The organism is Candidatus Magnetominusculus dajiuhuensis, assembly GCF_046044395.1.
Lineage (GTDB): Bacteria > Nitrospirota > Thermodesulfovibrionia > Thermodesulfovibrionales > Magnetobacteriaceae > Magnetominusculus > Magnetominusculus dajiuhuensis.
Map to the genome: position 1 here is coordinate 1 of NZ_JBJUSG010000080.1, position 17,423 is coordinate 17,423.

Consider the following 17,423-nt stretch of genomic DNA (forward strand, 5'->3'; position numbering starts at 1 on the left):
AACGTGGTGAGATTTACGGGGTGAAGGGGAGTTACTCCCCTTCGTCGTTAATCCTTTATAGTGCTTTAATTTTTTATAGTGCTTTTAGCAGGGCGACGTATTTCTTGCTGATGATGTCGAGGCTATATTCTGATGAGATTTTATTATATGCCCTAGCGGCGAGGTCTTCCCTTAATGTGTCGTCTTTTAAGAGTACCTCTATTGCCCCGGCCAATTTGCCGGAGTTTTTTATTGGAACGAGGATGGCCGTATCCCCGGCAAGTTCCGCGTTTACAGGGATATCTGTCGTTATGACAGCGACTTTTGACGCCATTGCCTCCATGACGGCGTTGCTCATACCTTCGTAAAGCGTGGGCAGGACAAAGATGTCGCTTATTCTCAATATCTCATGGACATCGTCCCTGTTGCCGAGGAAATGAATATTGGCCTTAGAGGTGAAGTGCGTGATTTGCGCTGTCAAATCCACCCTCTTCTGCCCATCCCCCGCAATCAGGAGATTTACGCCCGAAAAGCGCCTGAATAACTGTTCAAAGGCGTCAAGCAGGTACTCGTGTCCTTTGCCCTGTCTAAGATTCCCAACGCATACAATGTTTTTGTTGTCAGGGTTAATGCAGAGAGACCTCTTTTTTGCGGCTATATCTATTTCAAAATCGTATGTCTTTAGGTCTATTGCGTTGCCGATGACGGCTATCTTCTGTCCTTCAATTTTAAGGGCGGCCTTCAGCTCCTCTTTGACCGTCTCTGTCTGCGTTATATATTTAGCCACCAACGACTTGGTCAGCCTGTCAAACTTACGAAGAAATTCCCATTTTAAGAGTGACCCGCGCTGATAACATACTATCCTCTTTATGCCCAACGCGCGCCCGATGAGCCTTCCAAACAGGTCGGCGTGAATCAGATAGGTCACGAGTATGTCGGGTTTGAACTCATCTGCAAGTCTCTTGAACATTAATATTGGCCGCAAATCAAACGGCCCATGAAGGTCAAGATAAACGACGGGGATACCGGCCTGTTGAAGAGCCGCCCCCAATTTGCCCCGCCCTTTGATTACACACACGCGGTTTTCAAACTCCCCTTCCATGGTCGGGACTAATTTCAGAAGCATCTTCTCTGCCCCGCCTACCTCCATGCCGGTTATCAGGTGCAGGATCTTCAATCGAAATACTCACGAAACCACAGCTCAAGCATCAGGAGTGCCCAGAGGTGATAGCCCCAGTTTATCTTTGTGCGGGTATGCTCATCAAGGAGTGCTTTAACCGCGTCTTTTTTGAAGATACCCCGGCTGATGGCCTTATCAGACAGCAGCACCGATTTGGCATAGTCCTTTAGGCGCGTCCTGAACCATACGTCAAGCGGGATGGCAAAGCCCATCTTCGGCCTGTACATCACGTCTTTGGGAAGCAGAGTCAGGAGTGCCCTCTTCAGGATATATTTTTTACTGTTTATGCCTTTTAGTTTCAGACCTGACGGGATTTTTGCCGTAAGTTCTATGAATTCATGGTCTAAAAACGGGCTTCTTCCTTCAAGGGATACGGCCATAGTGGCGATATCCATTTTGACAAGCAGGTCATCGGGCAGATAGGTCATAAAATCTGCATAGAGCGCGGCATCGAGCATATTTGCCGTGCCGGATTCCCTGAATCTGTCCTCTGTGAGCGTATAGGAGTCGTTGTCGGCCATGGCTCTGGCGAATTTGCCGCTGTACAGTGCACCTTTCATTGCGTTTGTAAAATAGCATATGTAGTTTACATATCTGCGGGCGGCGTCATCGGGCAGAGTTGTGATGAGGCGCTCAAGGCGGTTAAAAAACGTGGTTTTAATCCTGCCGCCGAGAATCTTGCCGATTTGATCAATTAACTGTTTGGACAGAAAGCCACCATAGTTGACGGCAAACTTATGAACCGCGTATCGGTCGTAGCCGGCGAAGTTCTCATCGCCGCCGTCGCCGTTGAGGGCAACCGTAACATGTTCGCGCGTGAGTTTGCTGACATAGTAAGATGGCAGGGCGCTGGAATCGGCAAACGGCTCCTCATACATATACGCCAAACGCGGCAGGATTTCCTCGGCGCTGACCGGTGTTACGATAAGCTCCGTATGCTCGGTCCTGAATTTATTGGCAATAATCCTCGCGTAGTTAAGCTCATTATATTTATCTTCCTCAAATCCTATTGAAAATGTCCTGATGGGCGTACTGCTCAGGCGGCTCATCAGCGCGGTAACGGCGCTGGAGTCAACGCCACCCGAAAGCAGCGCCCCAAGGGGCACATCAGAGCGCATCCTGATACCAACCGCCTCCTCAAGTTTATCCATAATCCTGCCGCACCACTGCCCCTCTGTAAGCGCCCATTTCTCTGAATAGTCCAACGACCAGTAGCGCCGCTTCGTTACCTTCATTGTGTCAACTTCGATTAGCAGATAATGTGCCGCTTCAAGTTTCTGGATTCCCATAAAACCCGTCAGAGGCGACGGCACGTATTGATACGTAAGATAGTGGTGGATGGCCTTGAAGTCCGGTTCCCTCTGATATTCGTCCTGCGTGAGAATGGCCTTAAGCTCGGAGGCAAATATAAATACGTCGTTATTCAGATAATATTTAAAGGGTTTCTTACCAACCCTGTCGCGGGCGCAAAAGAGTACGCGCCGTTGTTCGTCATATATCGCGAAGGAGAACATGCCACGCAGGTGTTGCAGGCATTCTACTCCGAATTTATCATATAGGGCCGGGATAACCTCAGTGTCCGTGTTTGATTTAAAGGAGTATCCCTCTTTTTCAAGGGCGAGGCGTTTCTCGGCGTAGTTATATATCTCGCCGTTAAAGACAATCCAGTACTTGTTGAGGCAGTACATGGGCTGCGTACCCAGCGAAGATAAATCAATAATAGACAACCGCCTGTGCCCAAGCCCCACCCTGCCGTCGCGTGAGATGAACACCCCATGGCCGTCAGGCCCCCGATGGGCCATCACGCCGTTCATAGCGCCTATATCGCCTTCTGATACGGCCTCGCCTCTGGATACAATCTTTCCGGCTATCGCACACATAATCTATTATCGCTGATCTCTACGTGTTTTTGTTGGTAACGTAGATAACTCCTCTAATATCTTTGCAGCAGAAGGCCGCCATTGTTAATTATAGAACATTTTATTTTGCATAAGCGGCAGGAGTATCGTTATGGCCGTCCCCTTGCCCTCTGCGCTTTCTATTGAAACCTTGCCGCCATGTCGCTTTATTATTCCGTCCACCATGGCCAGCCCCAGTCCCTTGCCTGAACCAACTTCTTTTGTCGTAAAAAACGGGACAAACGCCTGCTTCACCGCATCCTCAGACATTCCTACGCCGTCGTCTTCTATCCTGATTTGTATCAGCTCGCCTTCCACACCCGTTATCGCCGTAACTATCCGTATCGTGCCGACCTCATTAACCGCCTGAACCGCGTTGTCTATTATATTATAAAAACATTGGTTCATTGAACGCGACTCACAAAGATACGGCGGCAGTTGCCCGTATTCTCTGACAATCATCACTTCGGAGTCTTTATTAATACGCATTGATAATGCCTCGTCTATGCACTTATTCATATCCAGTTCCTCTATGTCCGTCTTGTTAAGGCGTGTAAATGTCCTCAGCCCGTTGACTATTTCCATGATTCTCTCAATACCTTTATTAGACGAGTTGATTTTAGTATTCATCATAGAAATCGCGTCAAGTATGTTCTTTTTGTGCGACGATTCTGTTTGTTCACTTGATGACAACTCCTGCGAAAGCAGCGTATGTCTTATAAAATGCTCAACCTTCGCGAGATTTTTTTGGAAGGAGCTTACAGATGTCTTAATAAAAGATAATGGGTTGTTTATCTCATGCGCTATGCCAGCCGCAAGTGTTGTCAGGCTCTCCGTTCTATCCAGCTCTATGAGCTGCAGCTCTTGTTTGCGCAAAATAACGCCCGCAATAACATGCGCCATATTTTTTATAAATAACTCGTCATCGTCATTGCGTTCATACCCCGCGTCCACATAGACATTGATTACCCCCAACACCCGGTCCGTCTGCTTGTCCGTTGAGACAATAGGCACACAGTAATGCCCGTGATCAGACATACCATCGTGTGTAGTCGTGTGTCTGGCGTCTTCTTTACCATTCGATGAAAACACCACTTCTTTCGTTGACGCTGCCAACCCGCACAGACACTGGCCAATGGGAACTGCTGAGCACTGTGCCAACTGCTCGTCTCTGAATCCACGATGCGCCGCAATCTGAAGGACTTTAAGCGACTCGTTATAAAGGAAAATACACCCTTTGGGTTGCGAGAGATGCTCCAGAATTACGTCTAATTTCCTCTGCAGATGTAGTTCAATCGGCTCAGATGACAACGATAATTTCAGGACAGAGTTTATAATTTCCTGCTCCGTTACATGTTTATCTACGATCGCCATTTGTCCTAATAAATCATTATAGCTTTCCAGTAAATCCTTCCGTGATTTATCTCTGTGAATCATAAATATGCCAATCAGATAACATATAAACATCAATAACAATACATATACTATATTCTTTTTAACCGCAACCCCAACGTCTGAAAGCTCAACAAGCAGATGTAGATTCCAAACAGTGGCATTATCCTGTGTCCCCACCATCATAAATTCGGTGTCCGTATATCCTTTCCCCGTTTGTGATTGTTCAGAATGGCGGATTGTAACGAATTTCATGCCATCTTTTTCTGATTCCCTTATAATCGGCAGCGGCAGCAGTGGCTCATCCGCGTATAACTTGTCATGCCTGATTTTTTGTAAGACATCCTCCGGTAACTTATGCAGCGTGTGATAGAGATACCGCTTATCACTGGTATTAAAAATAACTCCGTCATCGTCTGCAATTAATACTATCTCTCTGGAGTTCGTATTCTGAGGCGAGAATATGTTTGCATCGTATTTTATCGCTGTAACTCCTAATATCTCACCACTAACATCATCTCTCACAGGATATGACCTGTAATAACCGAGTTTTTTTGTTGTAGTGCCAATGGCTATGTCCTCATCGGGACTCCCCATTAGAGCCTTTTTAAAATAATCCCTGAAACTCAAATCCTTACCGGCTAAACTGTCAGTATTTTTATAGTTACTCGTCCCAACCACTACACCGGCTTTATTAATGATATAAACTATGGACGCCCCGATAGAGTCATTGTACTGCAATAAAAAATCGTTCATTGTATTTTGGTCGCCGGGATGTTTTAAATAGCCGATGACGTAAGGACGTTCCGCCATGACTTTAGAGAAGGCGATATAGGTGCCTACCTTGTCAAGCAAATAACTGTTATATGTATTTAAACGCTCAATTGCTTCTCCATGGAGTATTCTTGTTGTCCTGTCTTTTGTCCAAACGGCCGTGACTATGGACAATATTATGGCGGCTATCAACATAAAGGCGGTCAGGCGCGGCGTATTCAGATAACTTACCGCCCGCTTATCAGGGTTATTGCGATTAATCATATTGTTTTTTTTGGGTTTCACTCGAAAGTACTATATGATTCTATCACATATAGTTCATTAATATCAAATAATAATACACCTGTGTCTGAATTCGCCCGTATTATGTTAGAATACCCTATGCCTTCGCGGGTGTTTGATAAGGTTTACGGTGGGAAGCGGCTCGACAGAGACGACGCGTTGGAGCTTTTTAACTCTGACGGACTGTTTGGCGTGGGCAGGGCGGCTTCGTTTGTTGCGGAGCGTCTCCACGGTAAAAAGGTCTATTACACGCGAAACCACCACATCAACCCGACAAACCTCTGCGTCAACCGGTGCAAGTTCTGCGCCTTTAGCCGATCAACGGGGCAGGAAGGCGCGTATGCGATGACTATTGACGAAGTGCTTGCCAAACTGGCCGCAACAAGCTCACCCTTTAGCGAACTCCACATAGTCGGCGGCCTTCATCCTGACTGGCCGTTTAGTTATTACCTTGATTTGCTTTCCGCGATAAAGAAACAATATCCACGCGTTCAGATAAAGGCATTTACGGCCGTCGAAATTGACCATTTTACGAAACTAAGCGGGCTTGGACTGCGCGGCACGCTTGCCGCGCTGAAGGCGCGAGGGCTTGATATGCTGCCCGGCGGCGGGGCGGAGATATTTAATGCCGACGTTCGCGCGCGCCTGTGTCCGGAGAAAATCCCCGCCTCAAGGTGGCTCGAAATCCACGAGGCCGCCCATACTCTTGGCATCAGGACAAACGCCACAATGCTCTACGGCCACATTGAGACATACGGCGATAGGGTTGACCACCTCCTCGCACTGCGTGAGCTTCAGGAGCGCACAGGGGGGTTTCAGGCCTTTATTCCACTTTCGTATCAGCCCGTTTACAGCGCCGACATAGACGTGACGCGCTATCCCTCCGGTCTGGACGATTTAAAGACAATAGCGGTAAGCCGCCTAGTCCTTGATAACTTCCCTCACATAAAGGCATACTGGATAATGCTTGGCGAGAAGATATGCCAGATTGCCCTCTTCTTTGGCGCCACCGACATTGACGGCACGGTAATAGAGGAGAAAATAGCCCACAGCGCCGGGGCTGCCTCATCCGGGATGCTCACCAAAGGTGAGATGATTAATCTGATTACAAAGGCACAAAAAGAGCCGATTGAGCGTAACGCCACATACGAAGAGGTCTCTGTCTGAGCAGTTTATTTGATAAGCGGCAGCAGGCCCTTGCGCATCTCACCGGGACGCCGTTGCTTGAGCTTGGGCAGCAGGCCGATGAGATGAGAAATGCCCTGCATCCTGAGCATCTTGTCACGTTTATTGTTGACAGGAACATCAACTACACGAATGTCTGTGTAAATAAGTGCACCTTTTGCGCCTTTTATAAAGACGAATGCGATGAGGAGGCATATATTATTGATGAGGGCGTTTTGATGGAGAAAATCCGCGAGACTATCGCCCTTGGCGGCACACAGATTTTAATGCAGGGCGGCCTCCACCCGGCCCTTGATATTAATTATTATATAGATATGCTGCGAAAGATAAAAAAGGAGTTCACAATAAACATTCACGGGTTCTCTCCCCCTGAGATTGCCTATATGGCAAAAAAGGCCAGTCTCACGATAAAAGATACCTTAACCGTATTGAAGGACGCGGGGCTGGATTCGATTCCCGGCGGAGGGGCGGAGATACTCTCAGACAGGGTCAGAAGCGCCATAAGCCCGCGAAAAATAAACACCGCCGCGTGGCTTGAGGTGATGAGGGAGGCACATTTGCTTGGGATGAGGACTACGGCGACGATGATGTTCGGCACGGTTGAAACACCGGAGGATATAGTGGCCCATCTTGAGGCAATATGGCGGCTTCAGGAGGAGACAGGCGGGTTTACGGCGTTTATTCCATGGACGTTTCAGCCCGGCGGCTCTGCTTTAGGCAGCACAATAACCCACGCAACGGCGGCTGATTACCTGCGCGTGCTGGCGCTTTGCCGGCTTTATCTGGATAATGTCAAAAACGTTCAGGCGTCGTGGGTTACGCAGGGGATAAAGACCGCGCAGGTGGCACTTAGATTCGGCGCAAATGACTTCGGCTCTACGATGATAGAAGAAAATGTTGTAAAAGCGGCGGGTGTAGCATTTATGGTATCGAAAAATGATATAATAGGCGCGATAAAGTCATCAGGGTTCAGACCGGCCCAGAGGGACACATACTATAATGTGTTAAACTATTTCTGAGCGTGGGAATTTAAATAGAGGTAGATCATGGAAGGGCAGCAGATATACGATGTGGTGATAGTGGGAGGCGGGCCGGCGGGGCTGTCCGCGGCGCAGTATGCGTCGAGGTTGAACCTGAGGACCATAGTGCTGGACAAATCAAAGTCGGCGGGGGCGCTTGCCTTCACTCATAAAATAGAAAACTATCCTGGCATCACAAGGCCAATATCCGGGGCGGAGCTGCTGGATATATTCAGAAATCAGGCCGTTACGTTTGGCGCGCAGTACATAGAGACACAGGTTATAGGCGTAAACATTGAGGGCGAGCCAAAGGAAATCTACGCGATGGACGGCAACTACTACGGCAAGACGGTAATCCTTGCCACAGGTTCAATGGGCAGAAAGCCGACAATCACGGGAGAGAAAGAGCTGCTAGGTAAGGGCGTAAGTTACTGCGCCATCTGCGACGCGGCGTTTTACAGGGATAAGAACGTGTGCGTCATAGGGGATTCTGAGGAGGCGGTTAAAGAGGCGGAGGTCTTAGCGAGATTTACTGATAGGATAACGCTGATAGCCCAGAGCAACAGGCTGAGGGTTGATGGGCATCCGATTTTGAATGAAAAAAAAGTCAGTGTGCTCATAAATCACAGGGTAACTGAAATCAGGGGCGAAGAGTTCGTAGAAAGTATAGTAGTGCACAACAACGACACGAAGGCCGAGACCTTTATGCCGATGGACGGCGTGTTTGTATATCTGCACGGCAACAGGCCGATTGTGGATTTTCTGGACTTTTCGGTTGATATAAGCGACGAGGAGTGTGTGCTGACAAACAGGATGATGGAGACGAATGTCGCGGGTGTGTTTGCGGCGGGTGATGTATCATGCACTGAGGTCAGGCAGGTTGTAATTGCGGCGGCCAATGGCTGTGTTGCGGCGCTGTCGGCGGAGAAATATATAAACCAAAGAAAGAAAAGAAAATATGCCTGGGGCTAAAGCAATCATAATAAAATGCAGATAAAACGTCTATGGACTTTATCAGGCACTATGGCCTTTGCGATACTGATTACCGCCGCCGTTGCGGCAGCGGAAAATTGGAAAAGGCTTGACGAGGGGTTGTATATGCGCGAATTTGAATCCCCTCAAAAATCCGACATGGGCAATTCAAAGATAACGGTGATAAAAATCAACCCCGCATACTATGCGTTTAAACTCCTCACAGTATCTGAGTTGGGCGGCAAGGCGATGACAGCGAAGGAATGGGCGAAAAAATATAATCTTATGGTTGCCGCAAATGCCGGCATGTATCAGGCCGACAGCACCACAAGCGTGGGATATATGAAGAATTTCAGCCACGTAAACAATCCTAAGGTCTCCAAGGCCTACAAGTCGGCCCTCGCTTTTAATCCCGTTGATTCCACCGTAGCCGACGCACAGATAATAGACTCTGAGTGTCAAAACTTTGAAGAGTTCAAGGGAAAATACAATACGCTGATACAGAATATCAGGATGATAAGTTGCACAAACAAAAACGTCTGGGCGCAGCAGCAGTCGGCATGGAGCATAGCCGCGGTTGGCAAGGACAAAAACGGCAACGTGCTCCTGTTGTTTTCCCGCTCGCCGTATACAGTTCACGATTTTATTGATATTGTAATGTCTCTTCCGATTTCCATTGCAAGCGCCGCATACCTTGAGGGAGGGCGACAGGCCTCTCTTTATATCTCGGCAAAGGACACCGAGATCGAAAAAATCGGGGGCTACGGCACTGACTATGACGAGGGCGGCACGTTTCAGACCGCGTGGCCGATACCGAATGTAATCGGTATTGTAAAAAAACAATCGCCAAACACGTTAAATAAATGAAAAGACAATTATCGAATCTCATAGCCGTGCTGGCCATTATTATAATGGCTTGCATGATGTCCTGCCAGCAGAGATACACCGTGCCAAAGCCTGAACCGATGCCGGGCTGCGCCCTGTTTCACTCTGAGGACAATCCCGCCGACAACATGACCGATATTGACCTGAAGTCGGCATATATCGTCGGGCAGCTTGAGAGAAATGGCGATATTCCCAGATTCGAGAATAAGATAATCGTAACCACTTTTGTTGACATAAATAATCTCAATCAGACATCCATGTTTGGGCGTCTGATAGCCGAGGAGATACTGTCGCAGCTTCGTATGAAGGACTACAGGGTGACAGACGTGAGGGAAATGAAGTCAATAGTCATGTCCAACAAGGTAGGCGAACTGTATCTAAGCAGGAGCGGCCTGCCGCAGCCGGGCAACAAGATAGACATCACGCCAAAGAGTTTTAACTTCGACTATACCAACTCGCTTATTGTGGCCGGCACGTATCAGGTAGAGCCGTGCGAGGTGTTTGTCAACGTGAGGCTGATAAGCCCTGAGCAGGCTGAGGTTGTCTCTGTGGCATCGGTTAAAATTCCCCGCACGAAGTTGATAAAATACCTGCTGAGTAAACAAAATGAACTGAAGGACGAGCCAATGCCTTCAATACCATTGCGCCAGAATGAACCCGTGGTGGTTGCCACACCTAAGCCCACCCCCGCACCCACACCCACGCCTGTAAAAAAGGCGGGGGCAGCCAAACACAAGGCAAAAAAGAAGGTGAAGCGGAAAGTACCGGCGAGTCCCGCAGAGCCGGTAAAACCGGAGGCCGCACCAAAACCGGAGGCAGAGGCAAAGCCGGAGGCAGAGGTAAAAGTGGACGTGATAATGAGACCTAAAGAGCCGGTCAGCCCCACAGAGCCGGTAAAACCTAAGGAACCAGTAAAGCCTGATGTGCCGGTGAAAAAGTGATGGTGAAGAATTGACACTGAAACATAAAACAACCGTCACCAGCCCAACGGCGGCGTGTGCAGTGTGGGCGATTGCCCTCACGTTAATGCTCACCTGTGGATGCTCCGTCTACAAGGCCGCCGAAAAAGTGGCCGTAGGTCCGCCAAGCGGCCCGACCCCCGGATATTCCAATGGTATGCACAACGTATATGACGACCTTGACGGGGCGGCAAGGGACATGGCAAACGGCCTTTCATTCGGCGCGAGGATTGATACTGAGCGCGTCTATTCCCCACAAATATCGCCCATATTGGTTACGACATTCGTTGATATAAACGACCTCAGACAGACCTCTCCTTTGGGGAGGGCCTTTTCCGAGCTATTGATGACCTATCTGCAGAGGAACTATTTCAACGTCATAGAGATGAGAATGGGAAATGCCATAGATATTGATAAAAAGAAAGGGGAGTTAGTCCTGACCAGGGACGTCAAAGACCTCGCGGCAAGGGAAAACGCTATGAGTGTCCTTGCGGGGACATATACCATTACCGGGCAGTCGGTAATATTTAACGGCAGGATTATAAACCTGAAGGACTCCACATTGTATTCGGCCTGGAGTACGCGCATGGTGGAAACAAAAGAGATTAAGACATTGTTAAAAAACAACAATCCTGGAAACGGCCAGGGGCAAATGCCCGACCCCACGACCGTCATGGAAAGGCCGGCAATCACTAAATGAAAGGGGGAGGTCTGCGCGGGCTACGAAGCCGGATTATGCGTCGCCAGATTATGCATCGAATGATGGGTGTGTCGGCGGCGTGGGTGGTGGTGGCGCTTGCCGTTGCCGCGTGCAGTGTGGCTGTGACGCCTGAGGTCACCGTGCTTTCGGCCAAACATTCAACTCTGACTAAGTCCGAGTCTGAGGCTCCACCGTGCCTTAACGAGGTTTATATCACCCCTGAAAACCCGTTTCCCTTTGGCAGCCGTGCCGCCGTCTTTCTTATGAAGTCGTCTGTTGACGCGCGGGAAGTATCCGAGTACCTTACCGACCTCACGCACAAGCTGCTCCTGCAGAAGCAGTTGTTTCATATAATAGAGAAAAATGACGAGATATTCAACGACCTCAAATCGCAGATGAAATATGCCAGAGACAAAAAGTATGATATTATCATTGTCGGAGAGATAGAGAAAATAATCATGGGTGGAGAACTCAGACAGTCCATGATGGCGATAAAGATGCGCGTAATCAATCCCAGGACAGAGGTCACGCTGCTTTACCTTGACCACTGCCGTACCGCGCCGCCGCGAAGGGCTATATCATTTACTGACTTTGACGGGTTGAATTTCCCTGTAAAATTTTACGATGTGAAGGCGCCGCTTCCTAAGCAGCTTGGGGCGTTGGTCGTAGCGGAGATTTCAAATATTCTCGTCCAATTCAAGGAGTAGCCGCCATAAGTGGCGGTGAGACAAATGGATTTTCGGCCATCAGAATCCCCCAAAAGATTTGATTAATAAATAGTGTTGCAAAATAATGAGCATTTATGTTACTTTCCATTACAAAAACACACGCTATGGAGCCGGAGACGGCAGCTTTAGCAGAGGTCCCCGGGCGGCATAGTCCGCCACATGGGGCGCTAAGGTTATAGCGGAGGGAAAAACCAACAGGAGGTACTTTAAAAGTGGTAGTATCAATGAAAGAGTTGCTTGAGGCGGGTGTCCACTTCGGACATCAGGTAAAGAGGTGGAATCCTAAGATGAAAAAGTATATCTTCGGCGAGAGAAACGGGATATACATTATTGATCTGCAAAAAACGGTAAAAGGCATAGAAGAGGCGTATAATTTCGTCAGGGATATGTCAGCCGCGGGCGAGACTATAATGTTTGTCGGCACGAAAAAGCAGGCCCAGGACGCTATTGCCGAGGAGGCCGAACGTGCCGGGGCGTATTATGTCAATCAGAGATGGCTTGGCGGGATGCTGACGAATTTCTTCACAATCAAAAAGAGTATCGAGAAGCTGAAAAAGATAGAGACCATGAAAAGCGATGGCATATACGATGTGCTGACAAAAAAAGAGGTGCTCGCGTATGAAAAAGAACGTACTAAGCTGCAAAAGTATCTCGGCGGCATAAAGGATATGAAAAAATACCCTGGCGTGTTGTTTGTCATAGACCCAAGAAGGGAAAACATCGCCGTAATGGAGGCAAAAAAACTGTCGCTTCCTATTGTGGCCATAGTGGATACGAACTGCGACCCCGATAAAATAGACTACGTCATACCCGGCAACGACGACGCCATAAGGGCAGTAAAGCTGGTAACAGGCAGAATGGCCGACGCAATTATGGAAGGCAAGAGCATTCTTAACCGGGAAAAAGAGCAGAAGGCACAAGACATCCTGATAGATCAGAAAAAACAGCAGGAAGAACTTGAGGAGGTAAAAGCGTGATATCCGCAACCATGGTCATGGAGTTAAGGGAAAAGACGGGCGTTGGCATGATGGACTGCAAAAAGGCCCTCACAGAGACCGGCGGCGATTTTGAGAAGGCCCTTGATTACCTGAGAAAGAAAGGCCTTGCCACGGCGGCAAAGAAATCCGGCAGAAAGGCCTCCGAGGGCCTCATCTGTTCCTATATCCACATGGACAAGATAGGCGTTATGATAGAGCTGAACTGTGAAACTGATTTCGTGGCAAAGACAGACGACTACAAGCAATTGGCAAAGGACATAGCTATGCACATCGCCGCGGCAAACCCTGAGTACATAGAGCCGGCTGAAATCCCCGCCACAGTAATCGAAAGGGAAAAAGAGATATACAAAGACCAGGTGAAAGGGAAACCGGCAGGTGTGATAGACAAGATAATAGAGGGCAAGCTGGAGAAGTTCTACTCCGAGAAATGCCTGCTCAGACAAGCCTTCGTCAAGAACCCCGACCAGACCGTCCACGATGTTGTCGTGGAGAAGATAGCAAAACTCGGTGAAAACATACTGGTCAGGCGGTTCGTCCGGTATCAGCTTGGCGAAAAGCAGGACGAGGCTTAGAGAGAGATTTAATGCGATGGAAAACTTAAAATATAAACGTCTGATGTTGAAGTTAAGCGGCGAGGCCCTCATAGGCGACGGCTCATACGGCATCTCGCAGGAGATGGTAATCTATGCGGCGCAGGAGATAAAATCGGCCTATGAGACCGGCGCACAAATTGCGGTTGTCATAGGCGGCGGCAATATATTCAGGGGTGTGGAGGCCTCAGTAAAGGGGATAGACAGGGCAACGGCCGACTATATGGGTATGCTGGCGACTGTTATAAACGCCCTCGCGCTGCAGAATTCCCTCGAAAAAACAGGTGTTCCCACAAGGGTTCAATCGGCCATAGAGATGCGTGAACTGGCCGAACCATACATAAGAAGAAAGGCTATGCGCCATCTTGAAAAAAACAGGGTGGTTATCTTCGCCGCCGGTACGGGCAATCCCTATTTTACGACAGACACGGCGGCAGCCCTTAGGGCAATGGAAATAGACGCAGACGTTATATTCAAGGCCACAAAGGTTGACGGCGTATATACCAAAGACCCCGTAAAAAATCCTGACGCGGTGATGATTGAGCATATAACACATGGCGACGTCCTCAAACAGGGCATCAGCGTAATGGACTCAACGGCCATTACCTTGTGCATGGACAATAACCTTCCAATTATTGTATTTAATTTAAAGAATAAAGGTGCAATAAAGCGAGCCTTGCTCGGTGAAAAAGTCGGTTCTTTCGTAGGGGGCTGATTGTGGACAAAGAGATGGAGAAAAAGCTCAACGGTAAGATGCTCACGGTGATAGACCACCTGAAAAAGGAGTATGCCACTGTAAGGACAGGGCGGGCCTCACTGTCCCTCTTAGATAATATAATGGTTGACTACTACGGCACACCTACGCTGGTTAATCAGGTTGCGGCACTGGGCAGCCCTGACCCACAAACCATAACTATCTCTCCCTGGGAGCAGAAGATAATACCGAATATCGAAAAGGCCATCAGAAAGTCTGACCTTGACCTCACGCCAAACAACGACGGGAAGACTATAAGGATAACGATTCCCCCGCTGTCCGAAGAGAGGAGAAAGCAGTTGGTCAAGGTGGTGAAAAAGAAGGCCGAAGACGCCAGGGTTGCGGTTAGAAATATCAGGAGGGAGTTTAACGAGGAGCTGAAGAAACTCGAAAAAGACAAACACATTAGTGAGGACGAGACGAAGAAGTCTCAGGAAGAGGTTCAGAAGGTGACGGATTCCTTTATTAGACTAGTTGACGAAGTCCTTGCCCACAAGGAAAAAGAGATAATGGAGGTTTGATTTTGCTTAGTAATTTCATGTTAAAGGTGGAGGACTCAAAGCTTCCGGACGTGCAAAAGGCCCTGAAGGCCGCCGGTGTTAAGGTAAAAAGCATTGTTGAGTTGTACAAAGAAGGGGCCGCCGAAGATAAATCTGAAGATAAACCCGACGCCTGATTCGGCATAGAATATAAGGATACGACACAATGGATAATGACAACAACGATGCCGCAAGCGTAAGTGAACGCATAAAAGGCATAAGGAAGACTCTCCTGCAGGAGAGGCAGGCAATCTTAAAAGAGGCAAAGACAGAGATAGGGAACTTTGTCAAAGGGGACGAAAAGCAGCTTGTCGAGGCTGCCCTTGACGATGGAGATTGGTCTGTCGTTGACGTCAATGAGGATATAATACTTCAAAAGCTCCACCATCACAAGCTTAAACTTAATAAGATAGACGAGGCGTTGAGGAAACTAAACGATGGTTCATACGGCGTGTGCGATGACTGCGGGATAGAGATAAGTGAGGCGCGCCTGAAAGTGCTGCCGTACGCGGTGCACTGTGTTGAGTGTAAGGAAAAAAGAGAAAAGATTGAGCAGGTGGAAAGAGAGCAGTCCTTTCAGTAAAATACCCTATCAAGAAACAGGCCTCGTCCGGGGGCGGTCATTCCGGCCTTTTTTCTGTCCTTTGCGGTGAGGATATTTTCGACATCCGCGGGGGATGTCTTTCCCCTCCCCACATCCACCAGCGTCCCTGTGATGTTTCGCACCATGTGGCGCAGGAAACCGTCCGCCTCTATCGTTATCTTTATGAATTGCCCTTTTATTTCGGCACCCATAAAGGATATGCAAGGCATCGGCCTGGCTTCTATACTGAAGACCTCTCTGACCGTATTATCCACATCCGTATCTGAGGCACAAAAGGATTTAAAATCGTACCTGCCGACCAGGCTTATGGAGGCCTTTTGCATAGCCGCGATGTCCAGGGGGTGCCTGACTTCCCATACATAACGATACATAAAGGGCGAGGCTGAGGGGGCATTTGATATGACATAAAAATAGCGCTTACGTCTTGCCGAAAACCGGCAATGGAAATCGCCTGATACGTACCTCGCGGCGACTGCTCTGATATCATAGGGCAGTAAGGCATTCAGCGCCCTTTGAAAAATATCGGGGGTTAAACGGCTGTCTGTAAAAAAAGAAGCGGCCTGTCCTAACGCGTGAACGCCTGAGTCAGTCCTGCCAGCGCTGGTGACGGCGGTGGCGCGCCCCGTAATTTTACACAATGCCTCTTCAATTAATCCTTGCACGGTGGTCGTGTTTGGCTGCATCTGCCAGCCCCGATAGTTTGTGCCATCATATTGAAGGATCAGAAATATGTGCTTCACGGCATTATGGAAGACTTACGATAATACTTCCTTAAAGTAGTCAATGGTCTTGACAAGCCCCTCATCAAGCGGCACAGAGGGCTGCCAACCGAGCACATCTCTTGCCATAGTTATATCGGGTTGTCTTTGTGTGGGGTCATCAACAGGAAGCGGCAAGAAGATAATTTTTGACTTTGAACCAGTCATCTGAATGACCTTACGCGCCAATTCAAGGATTGTAAACTCACCGGGATTGCCCAGATTAACAGGACCTGTAACCTCATCAGGGGAGTTCATCAGCCTTATCAACCCATCACATAAATCGTCAACGTAGCAGAAACTCCTCGTCTGAGAACCCTCTCCATAGACAGTGATGTCATTATTTTGCAGTGCCTGAATGATGAAGTTGCTGACGACGCGGCCGTCATTTTGGAGCATTCTGGGGCCATAGGTATTAAAGATACGGGCTACCTTGATTTTCAGGCCATGCTGCCTGTGATAATCGAAAAAGAGGGTCTCCGCGCATCGTTTCCCCTCGTCGTAACATGCCCGCGGCCCGATGGTATTGACATTACCCCAGTAAGACTCAACCTGAGGGTGGACAGCGGGGTCACCGTAGACCTCGCTCGTTGAGGCCTGAAGGATTTTAATCTTAAGGCGTTTGGCCAATCCGAGCATATTGATAGCGCCGTGCACGGAGGTCTTTGTAGTCTGTACGGGGTCGAATTGATAGTGGATGGGCGACGCGGGGCAAGCAAGATTATATATTTCGTCAACCTCGACATACAATGGAAAGCATACATCATGCCGCATGACCTCAAAGAAGCGATTGCCCATCAAATGAATGACATTGCTTTTTCTGCCGGTGTAGAAATTATCAAGGCAAATCACCTCGTTATCGTCAAGGAGCAGCCTCTCACACAGGTGGGAACCTAAAAAACCCGCTCCGCCCGTTATAAGTATTCGTTTTCTGATTGTCATAATCCCTACAATCAAATATAACATAATATGATACATTATTATATTAAAATATTTACTTGAGCACTAAATTATTGGAGGCGGTAACTACAGGTATGGGCAATCAGGCGTCAGGGCAAACGCATTAGAAAAATAAAGCAGAAGATACCTACTGCAATCATTCCGGCTTTGTCACTTGCCGTCATTCCGGCTTGTCCGGAATCTTCCCTTTATTGGGAGTTTCATGATGATTGTGCATATTCTGAGGGATAAGGACAATAGGGGTAGGGAAGGCTCTCACCTCCCCTC

Annotated in this window: 18 protein-coding genes; 13 read left to right on the top strand and 5 right to left on the bottom strand. The window is 48.4% G+C overall.

Annotation, left to right across the window (positions count from 1 at the left end):
- Positions 1-73 precede the first annotated feature (73 nt).
- The 3 genes from AB7D94_RS11285 to AB7D94_RS11295 form a co-directional block, all read right to left on the bottom strand.
- A complete protein-coding gene (locus tag AB7D94_RS11285) occupies positions 74-1,156 on the bottom strand; it encodes a glycosyltransferase (RefSeq protein WP_420265982.1) in 1,083 nt (360 codons plus the stop codon).
- On the bottom strand, positions 1,153-3,039 hold the full coding sequence (asnB, locus tag AB7D94_RS11290) for an asparagine synthase (glutamine-hydrolyzing) (RefSeq protein ID WP_420265983.1): 1,887 nt from the start codon (positions 3,037-3,039) through the stop codon (positions 1,153-1,155). The genes AB7D94_RS11285 and asnB overlap by 4 nt, the downstream gene beginning before the upstream one ends.
- A gap of 84 nt (positions 3,040-3,123) precedes the next feature.
- On the bottom strand, positions 3,124-5,508 hold the full coding sequence (locus tag AB7D94_RS11295) for an ATP-binding protein (RefSeq protein ID WP_420265984.1): 2,385 nt from the start codon (positions 5,506-5,508) through the stop codon (positions 3,124-3,126).
- 81 nt (positions 5,509-5,589) lie between these two features.
- Here AB7D94_RS11295 and mqnE point away from each other — a divergent pair, with 81 nt between their 5' ends.
- The 13 genes from mqnE to AB7D94_RS11360 all read left to right on the top strand — a co-directional run bounded on the left by mqnE (position 5,590) and on the right by AB7D94_RS11360 (position 15,417).
- Positions 5,590-6,672: an aminofutalosine synthase MqnE gene (gene mqnE / locus AB7D94_RS11300; RefSeq protein ID WP_420265985.1), complete on the top strand. Its 1,083-nt coding sequence runs from the start codon at positions 5,590-5,592 to the stop codon at positions 6,670-6,672.
- Positions 6,669-7,709, top strand: coding sequence for a cyclic dehypoxanthinyl futalosine synthase (gene mqnC / locus AB7D94_RS11305; protein WP_420265995.1), 1,041 nt, complete (start codon positions 6,669-6,671; stop codon positions 7,707-7,709). The genes mqnE and mqnC overlap by 4 nt, the downstream gene beginning before the upstream one ends.
- Before the next feature lie 27 nt (positions 7,710-7,736).
- Complete coding sequence (locus AB7D94_RS11310; RefSeq protein WP_420265986.1) at positions 7,737-8,681, top strand: NAD(P)/FAD-dependent oxidoreductase; 945 nt, start codon at positions 7,737-7,739, stop codon at positions 8,679-8,681.
- A 15-nt stretch (positions 8,682-8,696) separates the two neighbouring features.
- Positions 8,697-9,548 (top strand): phosphodiester glycosidase family protein, encoded by an 852-nt coding sequence (locus AB7D94_RS11315; RefSeq protein ID WP_420265987.1) that lies wholly within the window; start codon positions 8,697-8,699, stop codon positions 9,546-9,548.
- On the top strand, positions 9,545-10,507 hold the full coding sequence (locus AB7D94_RS11320; protein ID WP_420265988.1) for a FlgO family outer membrane protein: 963 nt from the start codon (positions 9,545-9,547) through the stop codon (positions 10,505-10,507). The genes AB7D94_RS11315 and AB7D94_RS11320 overlap by 4 nt, the downstream gene beginning before the upstream one ends.
- A 10-nt stretch (positions 10,508-10,517) precedes the next feature.
- A complete protein-coding gene (locus AB7D94_RS11325; protein WP_420265989.1) occupies positions 10,518-11,225 on the top strand; it encodes a FlgO family outer membrane protein in 708 nt (235 codons plus the stop codon).
- Between the two features lie 35 nt (positions 11,226-11,260).
- Positions 11,261-11,932 (top strand): hypothetical protein, encoded by a 672-nt coding sequence (locus AB7D94_RS11330; RefSeq protein WP_420265990.1) that lies wholly within the window; start codon positions 11,261-11,263, stop codon positions 11,930-11,932.
- 245 nt (positions 11,933-12,177) lie between these two features.
- Positions 12,178-12,930: a 30S ribosomal protein S2 gene (gene rpsB, locus AB7D94_RS11335; RefSeq protein WP_420265996.1), complete on the top strand. Its 753-nt coding sequence runs from the start codon at positions 12,178-12,180 to the stop codon at positions 12,928-12,930.
- Positions 12,931-12,941: 11 nt separating this feature from the next.
- Complete coding sequence (gene tsf, locus AB7D94_RS11340; RefSeq protein ID WP_420265997.1) at positions 12,942-13,523, top strand: translation elongation factor Ts; 582 nt, start codon at positions 12,942-12,944, stop codon at positions 13,521-13,523.
- A gap of 16 nt (positions 13,524-13,539) precedes the next feature.
- Positions 13,540-14,256, top strand: coding sequence for a UMP kinase (gene pyrH / locus AB7D94_RS11345; protein ID WP_420265991.1), 717 nt, complete (start codon positions 13,540-13,542; stop codon positions 14,254-14,256).
- Between the two features lie 14 nt (positions 14,257-14,270).
- Positions 14,271-14,816 carry a ribosome recycling factor gene (gene frr / locus AB7D94_RS11350; protein ID WP_420265998.1) on the top strand — a complete coding sequence of 182 codons (546 nt, stop codon included), beginning with the start codon at positions 14,271-14,273 and terminating at the stop codon, positions 14,814-14,816.
- Between the two features lie 2 nt (positions 14,817-14,818).
- Positions 14,819-14,971 carry a hypothetical protein gene (locus tag AB7D94_RS11355; RefSeq protein ID WP_420265992.1) on the top strand — a complete coding sequence of 51 codons (153 nt, stop codon included), beginning with the start codon at positions 14,819-14,821 and terminating at the stop codon, positions 14,969-14,971.
- Between the two features lie 29 nt (positions 14,972-15,000).
- Complete coding sequence (locus AB7D94_RS11360; RefSeq protein ID WP_420265993.1) at positions 15,001-15,417, top strand: TraR/DksA family transcriptional regulator; 417 nt, start codon at positions 15,001-15,003, stop codon at positions 15,415-15,417.
- Here AB7D94_RS11360 and truA read toward each other — a convergent pair.
- Both truA and AB7D94_RS11370 read right to left on the bottom strand, forming a co-directional pair.
- Complete coding sequence (gene truA, locus AB7D94_RS11365) at positions 15,411-16,178, bottom strand: tRNA pseudouridine(38-40) synthase TruA (RefSeq protein WP_420265994.1); 768 nt, start codon at positions 16,176-16,178, stop codon at positions 15,411-15,413. The genes AB7D94_RS11360 and truA overlap by 7 nt on opposite strands.
- A 15-nt stretch (positions 16,179-16,193) precedes the next feature.
- Complete coding sequence (locus tag AB7D94_RS11370; protein ID WP_420265999.1) at positions 16,194-17,138, bottom strand: UDP-glucuronic acid decarboxylase family protein; 945 nt, start codon at positions 17,136-17,138, stop codon at positions 16,194-16,196.
- Positions 17,139-17,423: the final 285 nt, after the last annotated feature.